This window comes from Macellibacteroides fermentans (assembly GCF_013409575.1).
Lineage (GTDB): Bacteria > Bacteroidota > Bacteroidia > Bacteroidales > Tannerellaceae > Macellibacteroides > Macellibacteroides fermentans.
In genome coordinates this window covers 38,900-60,852 of record NZ_JACCCY010000005.1, presented here as the reverse complement: position 1 = coordinate 60,852, position 21,953 = coordinate 38,900, and the positions used below count along the sequence as shown (strand labels likewise).

At 42.7% G+C, this 21,953-nt stretch carries 11 protein-coding genes; 4 read left to right on the top strand and 7 right to left on the bottom strand.

All coding sequences use genetic code 11. The features are described from left to right. Nucleotides 1–14: 14 nt before the first annotated feature. The 3 genes from F5613_RS14615 (at nucleotide 15) to F5613_RS14605 (ending at nucleotide 4,694) form a co-directional block, all read left to right on the top strand. Nucleotides 15–1,049: a sensor histidine kinase gene (locus tag F5613_RS14615; protein ID WP_179400314.1), complete on the top strand. Its 1,035-nt coding sequence runs from the start codon at nucleotides 15–17 to the stop codon at nucleotides 1,047–1,049. Nucleotides 1,050–1,060: 11 nt separating this feature from the next. Continuing rightward, a complete protein-coding gene (locus tag F5613_RS14610) occupies nucleotides 1,061–1,768 on the top strand; it encodes a LytR/AlgR family response regulator transcription factor (RefSeq protein WP_179400313.1) in 708 nt (235 codons plus the stop codon). Between the two features lie 70 nt (nucleotides 1,769–1,838). Then, complete coding sequence (locus F5613_RS14605; RefSeq protein ID WP_179400359.1) at nucleotides 1,839–4,694, top strand: bifunctional fucokinase/fucose-1-phosphate guanylyltransferase; 2,856 nt, start codon at nucleotides 1,839–1,841, stop codon at nucleotides 4,692–4,694. A 166-nt stretch (nucleotides 4,695–4,860) separates the two neighbouring features. Here the strand turns inward: F5613_RS14605 and F5613_RS14600 are convergent, their stop codons facing one another. The 5 genes from F5613_RS14600 to F5613_RS14580 form a co-directional block, all read right to left on the bottom strand. Beyond that, nucleotides 4,861–7,377: a glutaminase domain-containing protein gene (locus F5613_RS14600; RefSeq protein ID WP_179400312.1), complete on the bottom strand. Its 2,517-nt coding sequence runs from the start codon at nucleotides 7,375–7,377 to the stop codon at nucleotides 4,861–4,863. Between the two features lie 6 nt (nucleotides 7,378–7,383). Next, the gene (locus F5613_RS14595) at nucleotides 7,384–9,684 is read right to left on the bottom strand and encodes a GH92 family glycosyl hydrolase (RefSeq protein ID WP_179400311.1); all 2,301 of its coding nucleotides are present in this window, start codon (nucleotides 9,682–9,684) and stop codon (nucleotides 7,384–7,386) included. A gap of 156 nt (nucleotides 9,685–9,840) precedes the next feature. Continuing rightward, nucleotides 9,841–13,071 carry a sugar-binding domain-containing protein gene (locus tag F5613_RS14590; RefSeq protein ID WP_246303431.1) on the bottom strand — a complete coding sequence of 1,077 codons (3,231 nt, stop codon included), beginning with the start codon at nucleotides 13,069–13,071 and terminating at the stop codon, nucleotides 9,841–9,843. A 9-nt stretch (nucleotides 13,072–13,080) separates the two neighbouring features. Further along, nucleotides 13,081–16,389, bottom strand: coding sequence for a DUF5107 domain-containing protein (locus F5613_RS14585; RefSeq protein WP_179400310.1), 3,309 nt, complete (start codon nucleotides 16,387–16,389; stop codon nucleotides 13,081–13,083). Nucleotides 16,390–16,402: 13 nt separating this feature from the next. Beyond that, complete coding sequence (locus F5613_RS14580) at nucleotides 16,403–17,776, bottom strand: sugar porter family MFS transporter (RefSeq protein WP_179400309.1); 1,374 nt, start codon at nucleotides 17,774–17,776, stop codon at nucleotides 16,403–16,405. 166 nt (nucleotides 17,777–17,942) lie between these two features. Between F5613_RS14580 and F5613_RS14575 the strand changes: the two genes are divergently transcribed. Then, nucleotides 17,943–18,830 carry an AraC family transcriptional regulator gene (locus tag F5613_RS14575; protein ID WP_179400308.1) on the top strand — a complete coding sequence of 296 codons (888 nt, stop codon included), beginning with the start codon at nucleotides 17,943–17,945 and terminating at the stop codon, nucleotides 18,828–18,830. A 37-nt stretch (nucleotides 18,831–18,867) separates the two neighbouring features. On the opposite strand, the gene F5613_RS14570 is transcribed toward F5613_RS14575, so the two are convergent. Beyond that, nucleotides 18,868–20,352, bottom strand: a complete 1,485-nt coding sequence (locus F5613_RS14570) for a TolB family protein (RefSeq protein WP_218858945.1) — start codon at nucleotides 20,350–20,352, stop codon at nucleotides 18,868–18,870. Nucleotides 20,353–20,358: 6 nt separating this feature from the next. After that, a complete protein-coding gene (locus F5613_RS14565) occupies nucleotides 20,359–21,918 on the bottom strand; it encodes a DUF6057 family protein (RefSeq protein WP_179400307.1) in 1,560 nt (519 codons plus the stop codon). Nucleotides 21,919–21,953: the final 35 nt, after the last annotated feature.

The following is a 21,953-nucleotide window of genomic DNA, read 5'->3' as shown; positions in this document are numbered from 1 at the left end:
TAAATAAATCTGATATGAAACGTTTTGAAAAATGGTTTTGGATAATCCCTCTATTTGTTGCATTAATTGTAATGGCAGGGATACGTCTTGTTACCGACACCCCCAATGGATACAAATTTTGGGAAAGACCTATCAGTCAGAATCTGATAGAATGGATAGGTGCCACCATTATGGCCTACCTGTTTCAGGCCTTTATGTATTACCTTTTAAAGCGGAATGAAAAGTATACGGATAAGCTGAATGTAAAAAGACTATTGATCGAATATCTGATCATTGTCATTGTTGGGTTACTATTTATAAATCCGTGTGTTATGATAATCCACCACTTTATTAATGACCCGGTGGATCTGGATGATCTTGTTATTGCCAGTGTCATTTTCACCCTGGTTCTCATTTTCATCTATTCCTTTTACAGGGGCAGTCAGATTCTGGATGCGTATATCGAACAACGGCTTCAGAATGAAAAGGTAAAAAGCAACCAAGCCGAAACAGAACTCAAGTACCTGAAAGCTCAATTCCGGCCTCATTTCTTATTCAACACGCTAAATACCATCTACTTTCAGATAGATGAGCAAAATGAGGCTCCACGTCGCACCATAGAAAAACTTTCGGAACTGCTCCGCTACCAACTATACGATGTAAATCATTTGGTTACGATTGAACAGGAATTTCAATTTATCGAAACCTATATGGAGGTACAAAGATTACGAATGAAAGAGAGTCTTAAACTTGAAACCTTTTTCGATCCGGCTTTAAAACCATACCCTATTCAGTCGCTTCTGTTATTACCTTTGGTGGAAAATGCATTTAAATATGTAGGAGGCGATTACTGGATACAGATAGACGCCCGACTTGAAAAAGGAAACAGGCTGACGTTGGAAGTCAGGAATTCCATCCCTGCTAACGCTGTAAATAACGGCAAGAAGGGAATTGGTCTTGAAAACCTTCAACGGCAGCTAGAATTACTGTATGCCGGAAAACACAAACTTCAATATATAAAATCCAATGGAACATATGTAGCTCATATGGAAATTGAATTGGTTAAATAAACAACATTCGGATGAAACTAAAATGCATCATAACAGACGATGAACCTATTGCCAGAAAGGGACTGCAAAGCTATGTGGAAAGAATTGATTTTCTCGAATTGGTAGGTGTTTGCGAAGACGCGATCCAGTTAAATAATCAACTCAAAAGTCAGCAAGCCGACCTGTTATTTCTGGATATAGAAATGCCATATATGACAGGAATCGAGCTGTTGAACAGTTTGAGCAACCCTCCTAAAGTAATTATAACCAGCGCATATGCCGAATATGCGATCAAGGGGTACGATCTCGAAGTAAGCGACTACCTGCTAAAGCCTATCTCTTTCGAGCGTTTTCTCAAGGCTGTAAACAAAGTATACGATCTGTTGATCTCTTCGCAGACTCCGGTTGTGCAGGACTATCTATTTGTAAAAACCAACCTGAAACTGGAGAAAATACGGTTTAATGATATGCGTTTTATCGAAGGTGTCGAAAATTATGTAGCCATCTACACCAGCGATGGGAAAATAATAACGCACACCACCCTGCGTACCATTCTCCAAAAATTACCACCTGAGCGATTTGTTCAGGTACATAAATCCTATCTTGTTAATATCGATAAAATTGATTCCATCGAGGGGAATCTTTTAGGCATCGGGAAAAATAAAATACCCCTTTCGCGTACCTACAAAGAAGCGGCACTGGAAATTATCCTGAAAAACAAACTCCTCAAAGATGGTTAATTTCTTCGTTCTTCCAATTTAAGGAATAATAATGTACATTTGCCATTGGAAAAACAAAAAACAACCTATGATACGTAAACTGCTCTCACTGCCCCCCAACCTGGTGGAAAGTTTTCATGACCTGGAAAATGCTTCACGCGAAGAATGGTTCTGCACTTCAGATCCTGTAGGATCCAAACTTGGGTCGGGAGGTGGAACCGCGTGGCTGCTGGAATCTTGCCGAAAAGAGGAAAACAATTATACAGAACGAAAAACATGGCTTGCTGCCGAAAAACGGATTCTGCTACATGCAGGCGGACAAAGCAGGCGACTGCCGGGCTATGCTCCGTCAGGTAAAATATTAACCCCTGTTCCCGTTTTCAGATGGGAAAGAGGACAGCGTCTGGGACAAAAGCTCCTCGACCTCCAACTTCCGCTCTACGAACGGATCATGAAAATGGCTCCCGATTCATTACATACCCTGATTGCCAGTGGAGATGTATATATCCGTTCCGAAAAAGCACTGCAACCTATACCTGAAGCAGATGTGGTATGCTACGGATTGTGGGTTGAACCATCGCTGGCCACTCACCACGGAGTGTTTGTTTCAGATCGAAAACATCCTGATGCACTCGACTTTATGTTGCAAAAACCCTCTCTCGATGAATTGGGAGCTCTGGCAAAAACACATCTGTTCCTGATGGATATAGGAATCTGGATATTAAGCGACCGGGCTGTAGAGCTATTAATGAAGCGCTCGGAAGGAGAAGGCGAATACGGATTAAAATACTATGATCTGTATTCCGACTTCGGTCGTGCTCTGGGTTGTAACCCCAGCGTTAAAGATCCGGAACTAAATTCGCTTTCCGTAGCCATTCTTCCACTTCAGGGGGGTGAATTCTATCATTACGGTACCAGCAAGGAGCTCATATCCTCTACCCTTTCCGTACAGAATCTGGTTCGGGACCAACGTGAAATCATGCACCGCAAAGTAAAGCCCAATCCGGCTATGTTTGTGCAAAATTCCATAATGAAAAAGCCTCTTACGGCAGAGAATGAAAATATTTGGATAGAAAACAGCTACGTAGGTACTGGTTGGAAAATCAGCAGGAACAATATTCTGACCGGAATACCGGCCAACGACTGGCAACTTTCTGTTCCGCCGGGCATTTGTGTGGATGTAATTCCGTTAAGAGACAAGGGATGGGTAGCCCGCCCCTACGGATTAAACGATGCTTTTAAAGGAGATCTCTTCCATGCTGAGACCCATTGGATGGGTAAACCGGTGGCCGACTGGTTTTCGGCTCGAGAAATAGATCTATCGACAACAATGAGCGGACAAACAGGCGATTTACAATCGGCCCCACTATTCCCCTATTGCGAATCCATCGAACAATTGGGCATGCTCCTTCGCTGGATGATATGCGAGCCCCAACTGGAAGAGGGAAAAACACTTTGGCTAAATGCACCCAGATTATCGGCCGACGAGATATCAGCCTCAGCCAACCTGTCCAGACTCTATGCCCAACGAACTCTGTTTCGACAGGAAAACTGGGTCCAATTAGCATCCAATTACGAGCGAAGCGTATTCTATCAGCTCAACCTCGCTGATGCAGCCGGCGAATTTGCCAAAGGCGGCATACCCTTACCTCCCCCGCTGCCCGAGGATGCAACTCTGCTCAATCGGATGCACAACCATATGTTCCGTGCCAGAACCCTTCGTTTGCTTGGCGACAACCAGTATATAACCGACGAGAAAGCCTCGTTTTCATTGCTTCGCGAAGGGCTTGTAGGATCAATTTCCGAAACTAAGCAAGAACCTCGTCTCAACGTCTATTCCGACCAGATCGTATGGGGAAGAAGTCCGGTTCGTATCGACCTTGCCGGAGGATGGACAGACACTCCTCCATTCTGCCTTTATTCCGGAGGAAATGTGGTGAACATGGCCATCGAATTAAACGGTCAGCCTCCCCTGCAGGTATACATCAAACCCAGCAAAACATTTCAGATTGTTCTGCGTTCTATCGATCTGGGAGCTATGGAGATAATCACTACATACGACGAGCTGAGCGACTTTTCGAAAGTAGGCTCCCCCTTCTCCATACCCAAAGCAGCTCTTTCTTTAGCTGGATTCGTACCCCAATTTGGTCAAGGTAATTATTCCACTCTCGAAGAAAGACTTAAAGCCTTCGGATCCGGCATTGAAGTCACCCTGTTGGCAGCCATCCCTGCGGGCTCGGGACTAGGAACCAGTTCTGTACTTGCGGCAACCGTATTAGGAGCAGTTAACGACTTCTGTGGATTGGCATGGGATAAAAACGAAATCTGCCGGCGTACGTTGGTGCTCGAACAACTTCTCACCACAGGAGGAGGATGGCAGGATCAGTTCGGAGGTGTGCTGCAGGGAGTGAAACTGCTTCAGACAGGCCGGGGCTTCGACCAATTGCCATTGGTACGTTGGTTGCCCGATTTCATCTTCAGTAGTCCGGAATATAAACCCTGCCATCTGCTCTATTACACCGGGATTACACGTACCGCCAAGGGAATTCTGGCCGAAATTGTAAGCAGCATGTTTCTTAATTCCACCGAACACCTCGATCTTTTACAGGAAATGAAGTTACACGCGCTCGACACCTACGAAGCTATCCAAAGGGGTAACTTTACCGAAGTGGCTACATTAGTCGGCAAAACATGGCAACAGAATAAAGCACTCGACAGCGGGACAAATCCTCCGGCCATCGAGGCGATTATCAACCAGATTAAAGACTATACACTTGGATACAAATTACCGGGAGCAGGAGGAGGAGGTTATCTGTACATGATTGCTAAAGATCCGGTTGCCGCAAGCCGAATAAAAGAAATACTTGTCCAAAATCCGCCCAACGCCAATGCGCGCTTCGTAGATATGAGTTTATCGGACAAGGGGCTTCAGATCAGCCGCTCCTGATTAAATAAGTTCTAAGCACAAAATAGCTTTATAGCTCAAAAAAAGTAGGTCACGAAAACGTTTAAAACGTCCGTGACCTACTACACAAAACAAAGTACAAACTTCTTAAGAGAGGAATCTTATTACTCTTAAGCGTTTAAAACTGATCCATATTAATTGAGAACACTTATTTCATTAATTTCTTTTCCAGCATACGCATAAAGTAACCACCTACAACCGAACGGGCCTGGAAGCCACGCTGAGATCCGTTTGACGTCATATGCCAATCACTCAAAGGCACACGGGTAGATGTTTCATTCGCATACTTCCATACCGGATTCACCAATGCATCGAAATCGGCCTGTGAACCGGTAAGACAAGCAGTCCAGATAATCCAGTCGGACTTCGTATAATCTTCGCGGTTATCCAGCGGCAGACCATAAGCATTTTGCTTTGTCTTATAAAATGTAAGTTCGGTTGCAGCAACCTCTGTCGGGAAAATATTGAATCCAAGCAAGCGGTCCCAAACAAGGTTGTACTTCTGACTCCAGGTTCCCGATTTATCAAATGTAAGTTTGTAATGATCGCCATCCTTTGCCATCTCTACCCATTTGGCAGCCATGTCGCGGGCAGTCTGCATATATTTTGCCTCCACATCCTTCTTTCCAAGCATACCGGCCAGTTTTCCGTAACCTGCAACCCCCATGATTGCCTTGATTGAAAGATTGGTGTTATGGGCAAAGTGGCCGGCAAAATCATCTGTACACAACTGATTCTCCGGATCTAACCCCTCTTTTTGCAGGTAATCGGCCCAGGTAGTAAGTACATCCCAGTGTTTCGCAGCATAATCGGCATTACCCTCCACACAAGCGATTGCGGTTGTAAGGATCAACATATTGCCCGATTCCTCTACCGGCATATCGCCTCCGTAAGTCTGACCGTTAGCCAACGGATAAGTACCTACATCGTGGGCGGCAAAGGGTTTTGTCCATTTACCGCTTTCACTGTAATAGAAAATCGGATTAAGCATCCCCTTCAATAAATCAGGATTATACACCAGGAACAAAGGAGCCGAAGGGTAAGTTACATCCACCGTACCGATAGATCCGTTGCTAAAATTTTCTTTGGACAGGAATAACAGATTACCCTCTTTATCGGTAACCAATTTATGAGCTGCTATTGCCTGTCTGTAGGCCAAAGCACACAATTCGGCATACGACTTGCCTCCGGCAGCAGCAGCGTCGGTCATCATCTGCTTATCGAATTCGCCGCAACGCTTCATCAGCTCCGGATACAACCTTTCTCCATCTTCAAATGCTTTCATTATATCCACTTTACCCTCCTGTTTCCAGTAGGCCATTCGGTTATCGTTAAAGTACTGAATGGAATACAAATCATCGTACCCGATCATCAGGTGGCCTCCAGTCTTTTTGTCGCCCACTTTTCCTAAATTATCGGTAAATGCCAAAACCGTCATCTCTTTTTGCATATCACCGGATGTACGTCCGCCGTCCGCACTCAAGGTTCCGGTTTCCATAAACTCCTTCTTGCTATCGTAGTACGCATTCATCTTTAGCGCTGTACGATCACTTTCGGCAGCCGCCAGATAGAAATACCCCCAATCAATCCGTAAATCATCACCTTTCTTACCTAAAACAGCCTGTTCGGCAGTACCCGTCTTAAGGTAACCGATACCTTTTTTACTTCCCCGTTCAAATGTAACCGGCTGTTCCACCTTGTCAACCGCCCATTGAGGGGTGGCCTCCACATAAATCTGCACATCGTGCGAAGCCCCATCTGTAGAGCGAACCTGATAAGTCAGGTAGTTAAACGGAGATGAAAGAATATTCAGATCGTCCATCAATGCCGGTGCCGTAAAGATTACGTCCAGATCAACGGGTCCGCAACGGAACGTATAGAATGTCTGCGTAGGTAACACCTGAGCCGAAAGCTGTTCGGCCACCGCTTCAAAGGTATCACCACGTTTCACCTTCTTCATAATACCGAAATCCACATATCCTCCGCCCACGTCATTCAAGCAATGCGCAGCAATCACATTCCCGGTAGGCTTAAGAGAGGCGATTACCTCGGCCGGAATCTCCTTTATCAGGTCATAATTCAATCCACGTCCGGTGGTGGCAACCTCCATTCCATTGATATAGATTTCGATATTATCATCGTGCGAGAATTTCAGATAGAGAGTCTCTTTACTTACATCTTCACCCAGATCAAAACTGCGGCGCACCCAGATGTCACGTGTATTCCAGGGTGTTTCACGGTTGGGATTACCATCTGTACCGAAGGCTCCCACCCCCTTTTTCCATCCTGCCGGCTGATAATCGGCTGCCATCCAGTTGCCTGTTGGTTTTGTTTCTGTATATACACCTTCCCACTTCATACTTGCCGCTGTTTCCAACACAGGAAGCAAAGGTATCTCCTCCCTGCCCATGAACCGATAAGATTTTCCATCCACCCGTATCCCACCCAACAACGGGAAAGGTTTGCCGGTCCAATGTTTAGTTTCATCCTCATTCAGTTTGTCAGAAAACGACCAGGCACTGGTATAAGGATCAATGGTTACCAGCGGATAAGCCGGTGCACGTAATGAATTCGTTTCCATAGGTTCGTAAACAGCGGTCGGCTTCGACATGTTTCCGCATCCTGTAGCTACGATCAATACAGAAAGTAAAGCTAAATTCTTCATGAATAATTATTTAAGTTTGGTTGATACAGAATAGGGCCTGTCAAAAGAAGCTACACCCCAGGCCCGGTTGGGTTTACTGCCCATCTTAAAACGGATGATACCTCCCTCTGTAAGTTCCTTATAGGTTAACCACGTACGGGTAAAGCTTTTTCCGTTGAGGGAAGCCGACTGAATATAGCGGTTCTCTAAAGAATTACCTGCAGCCTCCAATATGAGTGTTTTGCCATTCTCCAGATGAATTGTCATTTTAGGAAATACAGGCGATCCAATAACATACTGGTCGGTACCCGGACAAACGGAATACAATCCCATGGCACTGATAACATACCACGACGATGTCTGTCCCTGATCCTCATCCCCGGGATAGCCATCCGGTCCCGAGCTATACAGCTTATTCATCACCTCTCTTGCCCAATACTGCGTTTTCCAGGGAGCACCCGCATAGTTATATAGATAAATCATATGCTGAATAGGCTGATTACCATGGGCATACTGCCCCATATTGATCATAGCCATCTCCGTCATCTCATGTATCACCCGACCGTATGTTCCCACCTTAAAAGTGTTGGGAACCGAAAATACCGAGTCAAGTTTGGCTACAAAATTACGGTCTCCGTCCATCAGGTTGATCAATCCCTGCACATCATGAAAAACCGACCAGTGATAATGCCATGCCGAGCCTTCGGTGTAGGGACCACCCCATTCGGTATGATCAAAGTTGCCCACCCAACTTCCATCTTTCTTCCGGCCTCTCATAAACCGGGTTCCGGTATCGTACACTTGCTTGTAATTAAAGATCTGACGGCCAAAAATTGTTTCATAATAACGGTTTCCCGTAAGCTTGGCCAACTGCATCGCACAGAAATCATCGTAACAAAATTCCAGTGTTTTCGCAACCGACTCGCCATATTCGGGATAGGGTACATAACCCAACTGAAAATATTCACGCCATCCATCACGTCCGTTAGACGGACCATGGGGCCCTTTATTCGTTGCTTCATGATACATGGCCGCCAATGCTTTTTCGGGATCGAAGGTGCGAATACCCTTCACCCAGGCATCTGCCAACAACGAAGCAGCATGGTTACCAACCATTCCGCAACTGTGTCCCGGAAACGACCACGATGGCAACCATCCGCTTTGGTCGTATGCATCTATGAGCGATTTAACATATCGTCCGTGCATTTGCGGATGTAGTAACGCATTAAGCGGAAACTGAGCTCTGAAGGTATCCCAGAAACCATTGTCGGTATACATGTATCCTTCATGAAGCTGTCCGTCGTACGGACTATAATAGATAGGATTATTGTTCGCATCCAATTCATAAAATTTGCGGGGAAAAAGCATAGACCGGAAGAAACAGAAATAAAAAGTAGCCACCTCTTCGTCCGTTCCGCCTTCCACCTCCACTTTCCCTAATTGCTCATTCCATGCATTCTGAGCATTTGTTTTAGCCTGCTCTAAAGTCTGCAAACCTTCCAGCTCCTTTGCAAAGCTTAGCTCTGCCTGCTCAATGCTTATAAACGACGAAATTACCTTGGCCTCCACGGTCTCACCGGGTGTAAACTGAATGTATGAACCAACATAATCTCCAAAAGCCTCTTTACTGCCGGGAGTAATATCTCCGGCGGCATTACGCCATACTCCATGGGCCATAAACGGCTTATTGAATTTCACCACAAAGTAATTGGTAAAACCTTTCGGCACCGAATGGTTTGCGTTTCTGCAATAACCAACAATTTTTTGTTCTTCGGGATAGATGCGCACCATGCTTCCGCCATTGTTGGCATCCAGAACCACATATGCATTATCCGCTTTTGGAAAGGTAAATCGAAAATAGACACCCCTCTCGGTAGGCGACATTTCGGTCGTAATCCGGTTATCAAAGGTTACCTTATAATAGTGTGGCTTAGCCACTTCATTCGCATGATTAAATCGCAACGCCCTGTCGTATTGGTTTACCACCAATTTCCCGGAAACCGGCATCAACGAAAAAGCCGCGTAATCGTTTGTCCACGAACTACACTGATGCGTTTGCCTGAATCCACGTATCGAATCCTTAAAATGCTGGTAAATCCATCCATCCCGATTGATCCCCGTCTGCGGGGTCCAGAAATTCATACCCCAGGGCATGGCCAACGTAGGATAAGTATTTCCCCTTGTCAGCTCAAAACGAGAATTTGTACCCTGTAAAGTGTTTACATGGTTAACAAAGTCCTTTACACAAGCATTTAAAGGAAAGACAATCCCTATAAATAGGACTATCCATATCCTATTTAAGCTCAAAGTACCATTAAGTCTTATCATATAATAGTTAATTAAACTATCTATAAGACGCACAAATGCTCTATATCCCCTAAGTGACAAATAGATTTTTAAATAGAACCCCCTTAGAACAATAAAAAGCCCTACTTAAATAATGCATATTTTAGTAGGGCTCAGTAGATTATTTAATACTATACTTTATTCTTCCACAAATGCAACCTGAGTAATCATTAAATTAGGACCTGAGGTGACTTTGGCTTTTAACACAATTACTCCGTCGTTGGAATCTTCTCTCATCACGTGTAATTTTACCCACTGGCCTTTGCCATCATGTTTGTCCAGTTTATAGTCCCTTCCTTCGAAGGTAATCAATCCTTTTCTACCATCATCGCTCCAGTCATGAAAGAATACATAAAGAGAACCAATTACTCCGGCAGGACATTTAATCTCTAAATTCATCTCTTTTCCATGCCAGGCTGTACCCTTTTCATCTTTCCATGTACCGTCACACACAACAGAATAACTCGTACCCTTTTTTGCCTCATATGTGTCATTTGATTTGCTCCACACCAAATCCTGGTTTACCTCCTTTTGTTTCGCGGCACACTTAATATAAAGCAAAGATTGGGTGAACTCTTTGGGAGCCTCACTCTTAACAGGTTCAATAAAAGAAAACCTGGCACGACAATCTGTTATTGTTAACTCTTGATCAGGATTAAAATTCTGCGAATTCATATAGGAAAGTAAACTGCTTTTCAATTGTTTTGCAACCGGATTAGCATCGTCCTTTATACTGAATCCCGAAATCAGTAATTTGCCTTTTGCCACTTTCATTTCAAAGATAGCCCCCAACTTATTATTCCGGTGAAAATCGTCCACAGGCTGAGCTATGGGCTTATAGTTCTCGGGCATATCATTCAAATAAAACGCACGGGCATTCTTATAAATTGACTGCCATTGCCAGTCGCTGTGATAATCTGATGGAAACTGAGCTAAAGCCGGATGATTGTCGCGGACCAGCATTCCAATCGTATTTTTACCCTGACCGGGAAAGAAGGTCAGCGACCAGTAAAGCGGATAAAAGCTGATCGGATCGGATGTAACATCCGTACCCAAAGCTGAAGCATCAAGTAACACATTCTTACCGGCATTCAGCTGTTTTTCGGTTTCAGCGTCAAAACGGTCCGTCACATACACATCCCCCTGTTCAATAGGTTGTTTAGCAGGATAAACCCATATATTCCAGGTATTCTTTATCGGACGCTCAGCCAGACCAACTTCGATCGTTAGCTTGGAAGCCTTGTTGACAGCAGTTAGTTTACTTTGTATTACACCTATCTTGTCAGACGTAGCCTGTTTAAATAATTGAGATGGGAAAATACCCCGGTCAATTACATTTCCCAATTCATCCTTTATTTTCCAATAAACAGCATCGGTAATGTCATAGTCTCCATAATGAGCCAACTGAACAGTAGCCTTAAATGCTTCATCATTTTTCCACACAAATTTAGGCAAACGGAGCAATGGTACAATGGTGTCGTGATGCGCACAGAATTGTTCGGGCGTAGTAATGCCCTTGCTGTCGTAAAAAACATCCAACCATCCAACCAATGCCTCACCCTGCCCCTGATAATCCTGCATGCTTAGCAATTGAATCCCTGCACAAGAGGGCGTCCTTAAAAAAGATTCGATCTCATACTTATACATGATCTGATTTAATGCACCGGAAGCACGCACAAAATCCTCATTTTGTTCTTCCAGCTTATTCTTTCTGGCCTGCAACCGGAACTCTTCTAAATTACGGGCTTTTAGAACACCTGTATATTTTTTTATTTCACTCCAGCGCGGATATACCGGCCATTGCCCTATTTCGTGTGAAAGAACCGGAATGGTTGATTTGGAATATACCTCTTCAAAATCCCAATCCAGGGATGCTCCACCTTTTATACCACGCGTTCCTCCTAACTTGTCTATATAATGTGTGGCCATGTACTGGTCAGTCGGCATTATCTTACGAGCGGTAGATGCGGCATAAAGTCGGCGATTATCGGAATCATGGTATTTTTTCATCCACTTCTCCATCACATCAAAATCGGAATTACCCAGTTCATTACCAATACACATCATAACAAACGAGGGATTGTTTCCATAAGCCTGAACCATGCGATCCAATTCCTTCTGCACATAGATATCACCCGTCGGATTCTTTCCTAAGCCTTGCGGATACCCTTTGGTTTCCATTTCCGGACGATCAGCCGGACCACTCATCCACCAGTCAATCCAGATTGTTTCAGCCTGAATATAGATTCCGATACGGTTGGCCGCAATAAAAGCGGCTTCAGGAGGGCACCACGAGTGAAAACGTACATGATTTAAACCATACGATTTGTAAATTCTGAATATCTTTTCCCAATCCTCTACTTTACAAGATGGATATCCCGTAAGAGGGAAATGTACACAATCCAGATTTCCACGAAGAAAAACCGGTTTCCCATTCAACAGAATCTTTGAGTTTGAAGCAGACACCTCCCGGAATCCAAATTCTATTTCCTTACTGTCTCGTACCTTATCCTTATCAACTATCTCCATTTTCAGGATATACAGATTGGGTGAAATGTCGTTCCACAAACGGATAGACTTGGGCATTTCCGCTTTATATTCCAGCAGGTTCCGTCCCTTTTCCATCTTATAAGGAACCGACTCACTATAAATTAATTCGCCACTTTGGCGATCCATTAGCTTATATTGCAATGAAACAGAAACCCTCTTTCCCGACTCATTGAATAAAGTATCTTTAATAGTCAGGATACACGGATTCACTTTGGTAAACAGCTGTGGGTTACCCAGACGAATCTTATCTTTGGCAACCAGACGAATCTTTCCAACAGCTCCATTCCAGATACTTTGCGTATACTCCGTATAGGCATGGCCTTTATCTCCAATATTATAAATGGTATCATTGTTAATGCGAATAGAAAGCGTATGCTTCCCCGGAGATAAAAAGCCCAAATCGTGCAAGTGAGGAGAATTAAGGGCATCCTGAACAGACACCTTTTTTCCGTCAACAAAAACTTTCGATTGCCAGATAACCCGTTCCAATTCAAGATAAACTCTTTTAGAAGCCCAATTTCCGGGTATCACAATTTCTTGCTGATACCAAGCCGGACCATAGTATTTGTAGGCGCGGGTAAGAATACCGAAATCGGAACCTGTAGTTTTAAAACCATAATGCCCCTCATCTGTAGTACCGGGTAAATAAATCTGTTGGCTAAAATGATTATTTTGCCAATTATTCTTTTCTCCTTCGTCGTGCGAATCCAGTTTAAAACTCCATACCCCAGCTAGAGAAAGCGACTCCTGAGCTTGGACTGAAGTAAATCCTATCAACAAGAAGAAAAGAATAATCAATTTCATTTCTAATCGAATCATAATATTATATTAATTAAATAGGTTATTGCTTATTTTGATATTATTAAATAAAAAGTGAGCAATATGATTACTATCCAAATTTAAAAGTTCGGAAAAATATTCAATAGCCTTTTTCCTGTTACCTAATCCCAAATACCCCAGGCCCATAAGATAATAACAATGTATACGGTTTTTCTTGGTCATATCGTCGTCCCATATTTGCAAATCGGGCAGAGAAACTGCAAAGTAATTCATTTTAAATTCGTCATACAAATGCTTTTCACCATAGGAGATAAGATTATTGAAACGGCTTCGAGCCTCAATTTCCCTATTCAGCTTCAACAAGGCCAACCCCTGATAGAATATCTTATCGGGTTTCTGATCATTATAATATATCGCTACGGCCGGCTGACTATTTCCGGTACTTGCTTTGAGGAATAAAACGGAAGCTTCTTCTTTATGGTTCAGCCCTTCCATAACACAGCCTTTATAATAGTCAAAATCGTTCTCCTGAGCACCATGCAGTTTACCTTCACCCAAATTAGGGGGATAAATATAACATTGATCAATTAACACCAATGCCTCTTCATATTTGTTTTCAGCAATGTATTTCTTTACCAATTCAATGCGTGCCAACTGATATTGTGCCGGAACTTTTCCTTCGCCACCCTCCCAGGGATGGAACTTACGTGCATCAATTAACTGAATAGCCTCTTCATACCGTCCAAGTTGATTCAACAAAGTGACATACTCCAGATAAAGATCATCACGACGAAATGCAGTATCCTTATATTTATTTAGAAAAGATAAGCGGTCCGCGTGCGGTCTGTTCAAGCGTTTATACAGTTGATCCAGCTCCATTAAGATACGTGCATCCAATGTGTCTAGCTGAAAAGCCTTTTCCAAAAGAATTACAACCTCATTTATTTTTGACAGTTTATTAAAACAGGCCAATGACAAATTACGAAGCACTGTGGGGAAAGAAGCATCCTGTTTAACCGACTTTTCCCATGCCTCGATAGCCTCCGGATACTGACGTTTATCGTACCACAAATTACCTAAATAATACAAAGCTTTAGGCGTCGATTGGGAAGTAGAAACAACTGCTTGCAAAGCCAGAATCGCTTCTACGCGATTTGGGAAAAAGTATCCCGGATCTTGCTTCTCGGCCTCTTGTATCGAGAGTGTCAACTCCTCAGTAAGATTCAGTTTAGCCAGGAACCAACTCTTGTAATAATACATAATTGCATTCAGATTGGATACCAACGAAATAGCAACATCAGCCACTTGCAACGCATCCGTCCAACAACCGGCATTGGCATAATCAAGGGCCAATTCTTCATAATTATGCGACTCTCCACGCATCAGCTTGTTTAATATCTGCAGATCTTCTTCCTTTTCAGTGATGAGGTATCTTTCAAAAAGACAACCGAAATTAAAGGGATCAAGCTCCAAGGAATCTTTGATCAACGACAAAGCATCCGATGAGCGTCCAAGGTGACGTAGAATAAGCGTCTTTAAATGGCGTGCGCGATGATTATGCCAGTTCCGAATCAGTGATTTGTCAATTTCACAAAGTGCGTCGTTCCACTCACTTTTCGAAACCGAAAGCTGAGCCAACGAATAATATCCGGCATCTTGCCAAGCTGCATTCCAGCACGCTTTATAAAAAAACTCGTACGCCTCATCGTCTTTTCCCTGAAATTTAAGAGATAAACCTAAGTTATATAACGGCTCACCATCATACGGATTAGGGTTACGTTCGGTAAGTGTTTTTACCGCCCGGCGCAGAAATGGTTCCGCTTTTGCAAACTGACCTTTACGAATAAGAAAAAGTCCCATGGCGTTATTATTGCGAACATCTCCCGCATCACGGCGAAGCGCCTCTTCATAGTAATCGGTCGCTTTATAAGTTGCGTGACGGTATTGCTCCAGATGAAGTCCAGTAAGGTAAAGTTGTTCCGTAGACTGAACATCCGAAGGATCCAGTGCAGGTTTTGCAGGATCAGGAATTTCCTTAATCGCATCCGGCTCGGGCAACCACGAAAGTAATAATTTACCGGAAGAAGCATAGATAAACACTTCTGATTTTGAGACATCTGCAACCGGAACTTCCGATTCAAAAACAGCCTCCGGAGATAAATCGGCCATACAGTCGAAACAAACTTCGCCCAGATACTTTACCACCATCCTGATTTGCTTTTGCAGTGAAGTGGCAAATACTTTCAACAAGGCAATTTTACCAATTGCATCCAGATTCATAAGCAAATCGGATGTTGCATTTTTCACCACACCTAATTCTCTGTAGGGCATGAAATATTGAGTAAATGTCTTCTCTTCGTAAGGTTGAAGCCATGAAAAGTCGGGTTGATTATCGGTAAAAACACCCGTCATCAATTCAATATACGGACCATCCTCATCGGTAAGGTTACGATCCCAGGCCTGACCAAAATCACTGTTTCCCCACGTCCACTGTTTCTTTCCGGGAGATACATGGTGATTGGCCACATGAAGAACACCCGCCTTCGTGTCATTCTCGTATCCACCCACAAAGTCATATTTAGATTTTATGGCCATATAAGAAGTGGGAACCGGAATATTCTTGTAGCGTGAAATATCCACACCTGCCGAATAATCCATTTTATAATAGGTTCCGGTTGCTATCGGATATTTTGACACATCCCTTTTTCCATGATCAAAAACCGCGTTCACATCAGCCGGAAATACGGATTGATAGTGTTCATTAACTGCTACGGCTGGATTTGCCCACCAAAGGAATGTTTGTGGAACCGGAGTAGGATTGTACAATTTCCCTTGTATCTCCAGAACCGCCCGACCGGGCCGCAGGGTAAAACCAGCCATTCCCTTCTGATGAAACATCCGTTCCTGTTCACTTACCCAAACAGTTGCACTACCGTCTTCATTCTTTTCAATGGAGAAATCTATCGGCAAGAAAGTACTTGGCCGGTGATGCTGTGGCCAGTTAAACTCAATTCCCCCCGAAATCCAGGGACCGGTAAGGCCAACCAATGCCGGTTTTATTACCTGATTGTAGTATATAAAGTGACGCTCTTTTATTTTATCATAAGCCATCTGTACCCTTCCTCCCAATTCCGGGAGAATCATAACCTTGATATATTCATTTTCAAGATATACAGCATGATACTTTTTATCAGCGCATGTATCTTCTATCTTTTCAATTACCGGATATGGATATACAACACCACTGCTGCCCTGATACACCCTGTTTTCTAAAAACATAGGATTTTTCTCAGGCTTACCAATTCCATAGGTGGGAAGAAAAATATCTTCTTCCCAAACGTTTACATGATTACACATAAAGAGAATATGTTTATTTTGTTAATTCATTTTCAATTTGTTCCAGGCTTTTTCCTTTCGTTTCGGGAAGATGTAATTTTATAAACAGGAATCCTGCCAAACAAATTCCACCATAAATCCAGAATGTACCTGCGGCTCCCAACATTTCGTTAAACAAGGGGAATGTATAGGTGAGTATAAAACAGGCAACCCAAAGAAAGAAAGTAGACAGAGCCATGGCTGCACCACGTATTTTAACCGGGAATATTTCAGAAAGAACCACCCAAACAACCGGAGCAAGAGACATGGCGTAACAGGCGATTGCCATAACAACCAACAATAACATGGGCCATCCGCTTACCCCCAGAAAGGAACAAGTTCCCAGCAAGGCATATATCAATGCCAGACCTATTGATCCAACAAACATCAGTGCCCTTCGTCCCCATTTGTCGACTGTATAAATGGCAACAAAAGTGAAAATAAGATTTGTAACTCCTGTAACAACTATATTCATTAATACATCGGAGACAGCATAACCTGCGGCCGAAAATATTTCATGTGCGTAGTTAAAAATCACATTTATCCCGCACCATTGCTGTAAAACAGCCAACACCACTCCTATAATCAATACTTTGCGAACACCTGGCTGCATCAAGGTTCGCCAATTTACCTGACTTTCTGCACCGGAAACAATTTGCATATCGGCCAGTGCGTTTTGTGCATACGCCGCCCCTCCAATGTGTGTAAAAACCTTCAGGGCAGCCTGTTCCATCCCATTAACGGCAAGCCAGCGCGGGCTTTCGGGAATCGTAAACGAAAGGACAAAAAACAAACCTGCAGGAATCAGCCCGGCCCAAAACATCCAGCGCCATGCCTGTTCAATACTTTCGGGAGTCAACGTTTCGCTTCCTTGGGTAAAATATTCGCCAATCTGCCAATTTACCAACTGAGCAGCCAAAATCCCTATCACGATTGTTAATTGATTCAGAGATACAAATTTTCCTCTTACTGATGCAGGAGAAACCTCGGCAATGTAAATCGGGGATATATTTGAAGCAATGCCTATACCGAACCCTCCTAAAATGCGGTATATAACAAACCAGGTAAAGCTATTTACAGCACCTGTACCTATAGCCGATGCGACAAACAATGCCGAAGCCAATATCAACATCTTTTTCCGACCATAACGGTCGCTCCAGGCTCCGGCAAGCAAAGCTCCCACCAAACAGCCTATTAACGCGCTGCTCATAGCCCATCCGCGAAGAGCAGCCGATCCTTCCAGATCGAAAAAAGGTTCATAGAAAATTTTAGCTCCGCCAATCACCACCCAGTCATAACCGAAGAGCAGCCCTCCCATAGCAGAGACCAAGCTGATAAGTAAAAGATAAACCGTGTTTGTTTGTTTCATGATATTAAAAAGATAAATAAGATTTCGCATTGCAAAGGAACTTCAAAAGACAATTGGAATAAATAGATAAAAATAATAAAAGATGGATAATATTATGATTTATCTAATATTCATAATAAAACTATTGCAAATAAAAATTACATTTGCTTCACTTATAATCAAGCAGATGAAGAAACGAAAAGATGGATTTAGTGGAGAAAGAGCTTTGATATTACCTCTTGCCATTATTCATGAGATGGAAAAAGACCCGATTTCATCAACTCTTCACATAACAGATATTGGCTACTACCCAAAGGCCGAAAATCATTTCAGGGAAAGAAGTGAGCCTATTTCTCAATATATACTTATCTATTGTGTGGAAGGAGCCGGATGGTTCTCGGTTAACAATGAAATGCATCAGGTCAAGTGTAATCAATATTTTATATTACCTGCAGGTGTTCCGCACAAATATGGCTCAGACGAAAGCAACCCATGGACCATATACTGGATTCATTTTAAAGGAAAGCTTGCTGCTCAATTTTCCGCCGGTTTAAGTTATCCAATAGATATAAAGCCCTCTGTTAATTCCAGAATCAGTGGACGGATAGATTTGTTTGAAGAGATATTTCACACCTATGAAATGGGCTATAGTCACGAGAATTTGCTTTATGCCAGTTCAGTGTATTTTCATTTTCTGGGATCTTTAAGGTATTTGCAACAATACAGAAACGCCATAAAGGACGAATCTACAGAAAACGACCTGGTAACTGCAGCCATTCATTTTATGAAAGAAAATATCGAGAAAAAACTTTCATTAACCGAAATAGCCGATCATATCGGTTACTCTCCGTCACATTTCTCTATTTTGTTTAATAGACGTACCGGATATTCTCCAATTTACTATTTCAATCAGCTTAAAGTACAACAGGCCTGCCGTCTATTGGATTTTACAGACATGAAAATAAATCAGATCTGCCACAAGGTAGGTATCGACGACAGCTATTACTTTACCCGCCTCTTCACCAAAATGATGGGCATGTCACCCAAGAAGTATAAAAAGCAACAAAAGGGTTAAAAAGCCTTATTCTTTAAAAGGGTAATTACATTAACAATCAGGGATTCAATTGCTTAGGATTATTCCGGGCTTCGCGTACAAAAGAATTACTGTCTGTTATAGGACTGACAATCAGCTCGGGCAAATTGAATGTTTTCGTAAAGTTATCATAGAATTCTGGATCGCGTTGCGGTAGGACGAAAGGTTTTTGTGCTTTTCCGGTCTTTGAATCGAAGTAAGCGATGAAAGGCCGGGCCCAAAGGCCATCCTGACGCTTGCTGCTAAATACAAACCACTCACCCGTAGACGACCAGGTATGGTAGCTTTCAACATCGTCGCTGTTCACCTCGTCCATTATTCGCATTTCACCCGTAGAAAGGGTTATCAGACAAAGTTCGCTCTCCGGATGCCAAATGGAAAAATTACCGTAATCAGACTGAGTGAACATCAGGTATTTTCCGTCTGGAGATACTCGAGGAAATGAAACACTTTTCCCATTCGAAGAAGCATTATATACACATTCAGGAGCACCAAAAGCATGCGTACGCTGATCAAAGGTAACACTGTACAGATTGTAACGAATACTATCCAGGGGCATGCCATCTTCATAAGCCTCTGCCCGGCAATAATAGAGATGAGAACCATCCGGACTCCAGTTCGGGAAAGTTTCCATATATCTTCTTCCTGAAATCACAGAATCGGTAATTATTTGATTCCGTTCCACATCATATACCAGAAGATCTGCTTCCAAATCACTTACTTCAATCGGTTTTTTTCCTGTAGAATGAAAGAATTGCTGAATCTCGTTGGCCGAAAAGGCAATATACTTTCCCGATGGATGATAGGCAGCATAAGCACCTCCATTAGGCATTCCTTCACCCTTAACATTCACCTTTGTTATCTTGTCTCCGTGCTTAATGATCGTTCCGCCCAACTTGCCACGTACGTGAATCATCATATTTTCGGGAGAGTTACGGCTGAAGGTATGGCAGTTTACACATCCCTTTTCCAACTCTTTATTTTCTATCAGTGGAGTTTCATCATACGAGGTCAGATCCCGTTGATAGATACCCATTTCGTTCCACAATTCATACCCAGGATAGAGTAAGCGATATACAAGAAAACCATCAATAGCTTTATCAGACATGGTATTTTTCACATCGGCAAACCGGAGCCACTTCTCGTTTCGCAAAACTGTTATGCGTATAAAAAAGTCCTTTCCTGTCGCTGCTTTCTGCAGTTTACGCCAATCCCGCTCTTTTATTATCACTTCGGGCACATCGATTGTATATGAAAAAAGTGTTTGTCCATCCGTTCCGAATTCTACGGAGAAAGCTTCACCCTCTTCTTTTATTAGAAAATTTGGGGGAGCAATATTAGACGGGAAGGATACTCCTGTATAATCTGGAGATAGCACAGGGCAAGTCTTTATTGTGTCATCGGGAGTTACAGGTGCATTTATACAACCTGTTACAAGCAAATTGGTTATTACGACCATTGCAAAGGCAAACGTATAATATTTTCGATAAGAAGAATAGCTCATACAATGCTATTTATTGATAATTTTACTTCCGTACGGACTGGTAAAGTTGAGGTAATACCAGTATGTATCGCCAAATTGCTCTTTGAGCAACTGCATATTGCCGCTTTTAAGAAGCTTATAATAGGCATTAAAACGGTTCACAGTCTGCTTACTCACATTAAATCCCAACGAATTAAACGTTTTCTCGTCTACGCCAAGCTTGTAAATATAGAGAGCTTCCTCATAGAGGGTTGGTAAAGCCGGATAAGAGAAAGCACGGATCCGACCCAGATTTTCCACAAAACGCACCACCTGATTACTCAACAACAAATCACTCATCAAATACTCGAAGGCCATACGGTCTGACGAGTCCCTCTCACAGAGATAGCGTAATTCGGGGCCCAGGTTCATTACATTGGCAAAACGAGCCGGCTTTCCTTCCTGGTGAGAAAGAGCTTTTAATCCCGGAACTTTGCCGGAAGGCAACATTCGTTCGTATGCGATTGCCTCTTTTTTGTAAAATAACGATTGTTTGAGTATATTGATAAATCGTTGTGCCACAAGAGGACGGTTGTTGGCAATATTGTAACGAATCAGATTTGTCAAATTAGGAGCTGTCTCTCCGAAAACAACCATCGCTTCGAAAGCCCATCGGTGTGCCTCATTCAAATACCCCAGTTCTTCGTAAATAAAGTGTCCGTATTCACTTTGACGGCTGTCACTTTTCCAAGGGAAATAAAGGGATTCCACACCGGCAGGCTGAGCATATTTAAATAAATCATAAGGCATACGCCCCTTATGATACAATGCCATATTGGTAAAGTAGCTAAATAGTTGGTTGGTTCCTTGATAGCGGGCGGATATGGCCAGAACACCATTCCAGTCCTTCTCTTTTACACATTTACCGGCTTCAATCATCTGTCTTTCACGTGTACTATATGAATGAACAAAAAAGTAAAAGGTTACACCTGCATATAAAAGTAAAACAGGTAAAGAGAATAATAGTATTGTCTTATCATTTTTAATATGGTGAGTTACAAAACGGGCAAAAAAACAAGGTACGGCTACGATCAGCAAAGTAACCAGCACGATTAACGGGCCTGCCGAATAAATCAGGACAGCCAACAAAAGAACTGCAGTTAACCACCGGAAATATCGGAAAGGAATACATACTATCGCCCAGATTACAAGCAATCCAAGCAAAACACCGACAATCCACGATACCGGGAATTCTACGGATTCGTAGCAAATAAGGAAATATAAGGCAGGTAAAAGGGAAAGCTGAAGGGAATCAGCTTTCCTTGTAATATGTTTACACAATAATGAAGTAATTAAATACTGAAACGAAATGAGCAAGGCAAATAAGATACTGCCTACCCATGGATAATAAAAAAACTGAATAACAAAATCTGTCATATACGACAGAGGTCCCCCTTGAATAATTAAATGTTTAGATAAATTGGCGTTACCGAAAAGGAAGAGATGATGCTGTTCCTGATAATAAAGAATATATGAAAGAGGTCCCGAAAAAAGATACGAGAAAATGAGAGTGATTAAAGTAAAAATAAAATAATCTATTTTTTTCATTGAATAATTTATGGGGATGTATTGCTACATCCCCA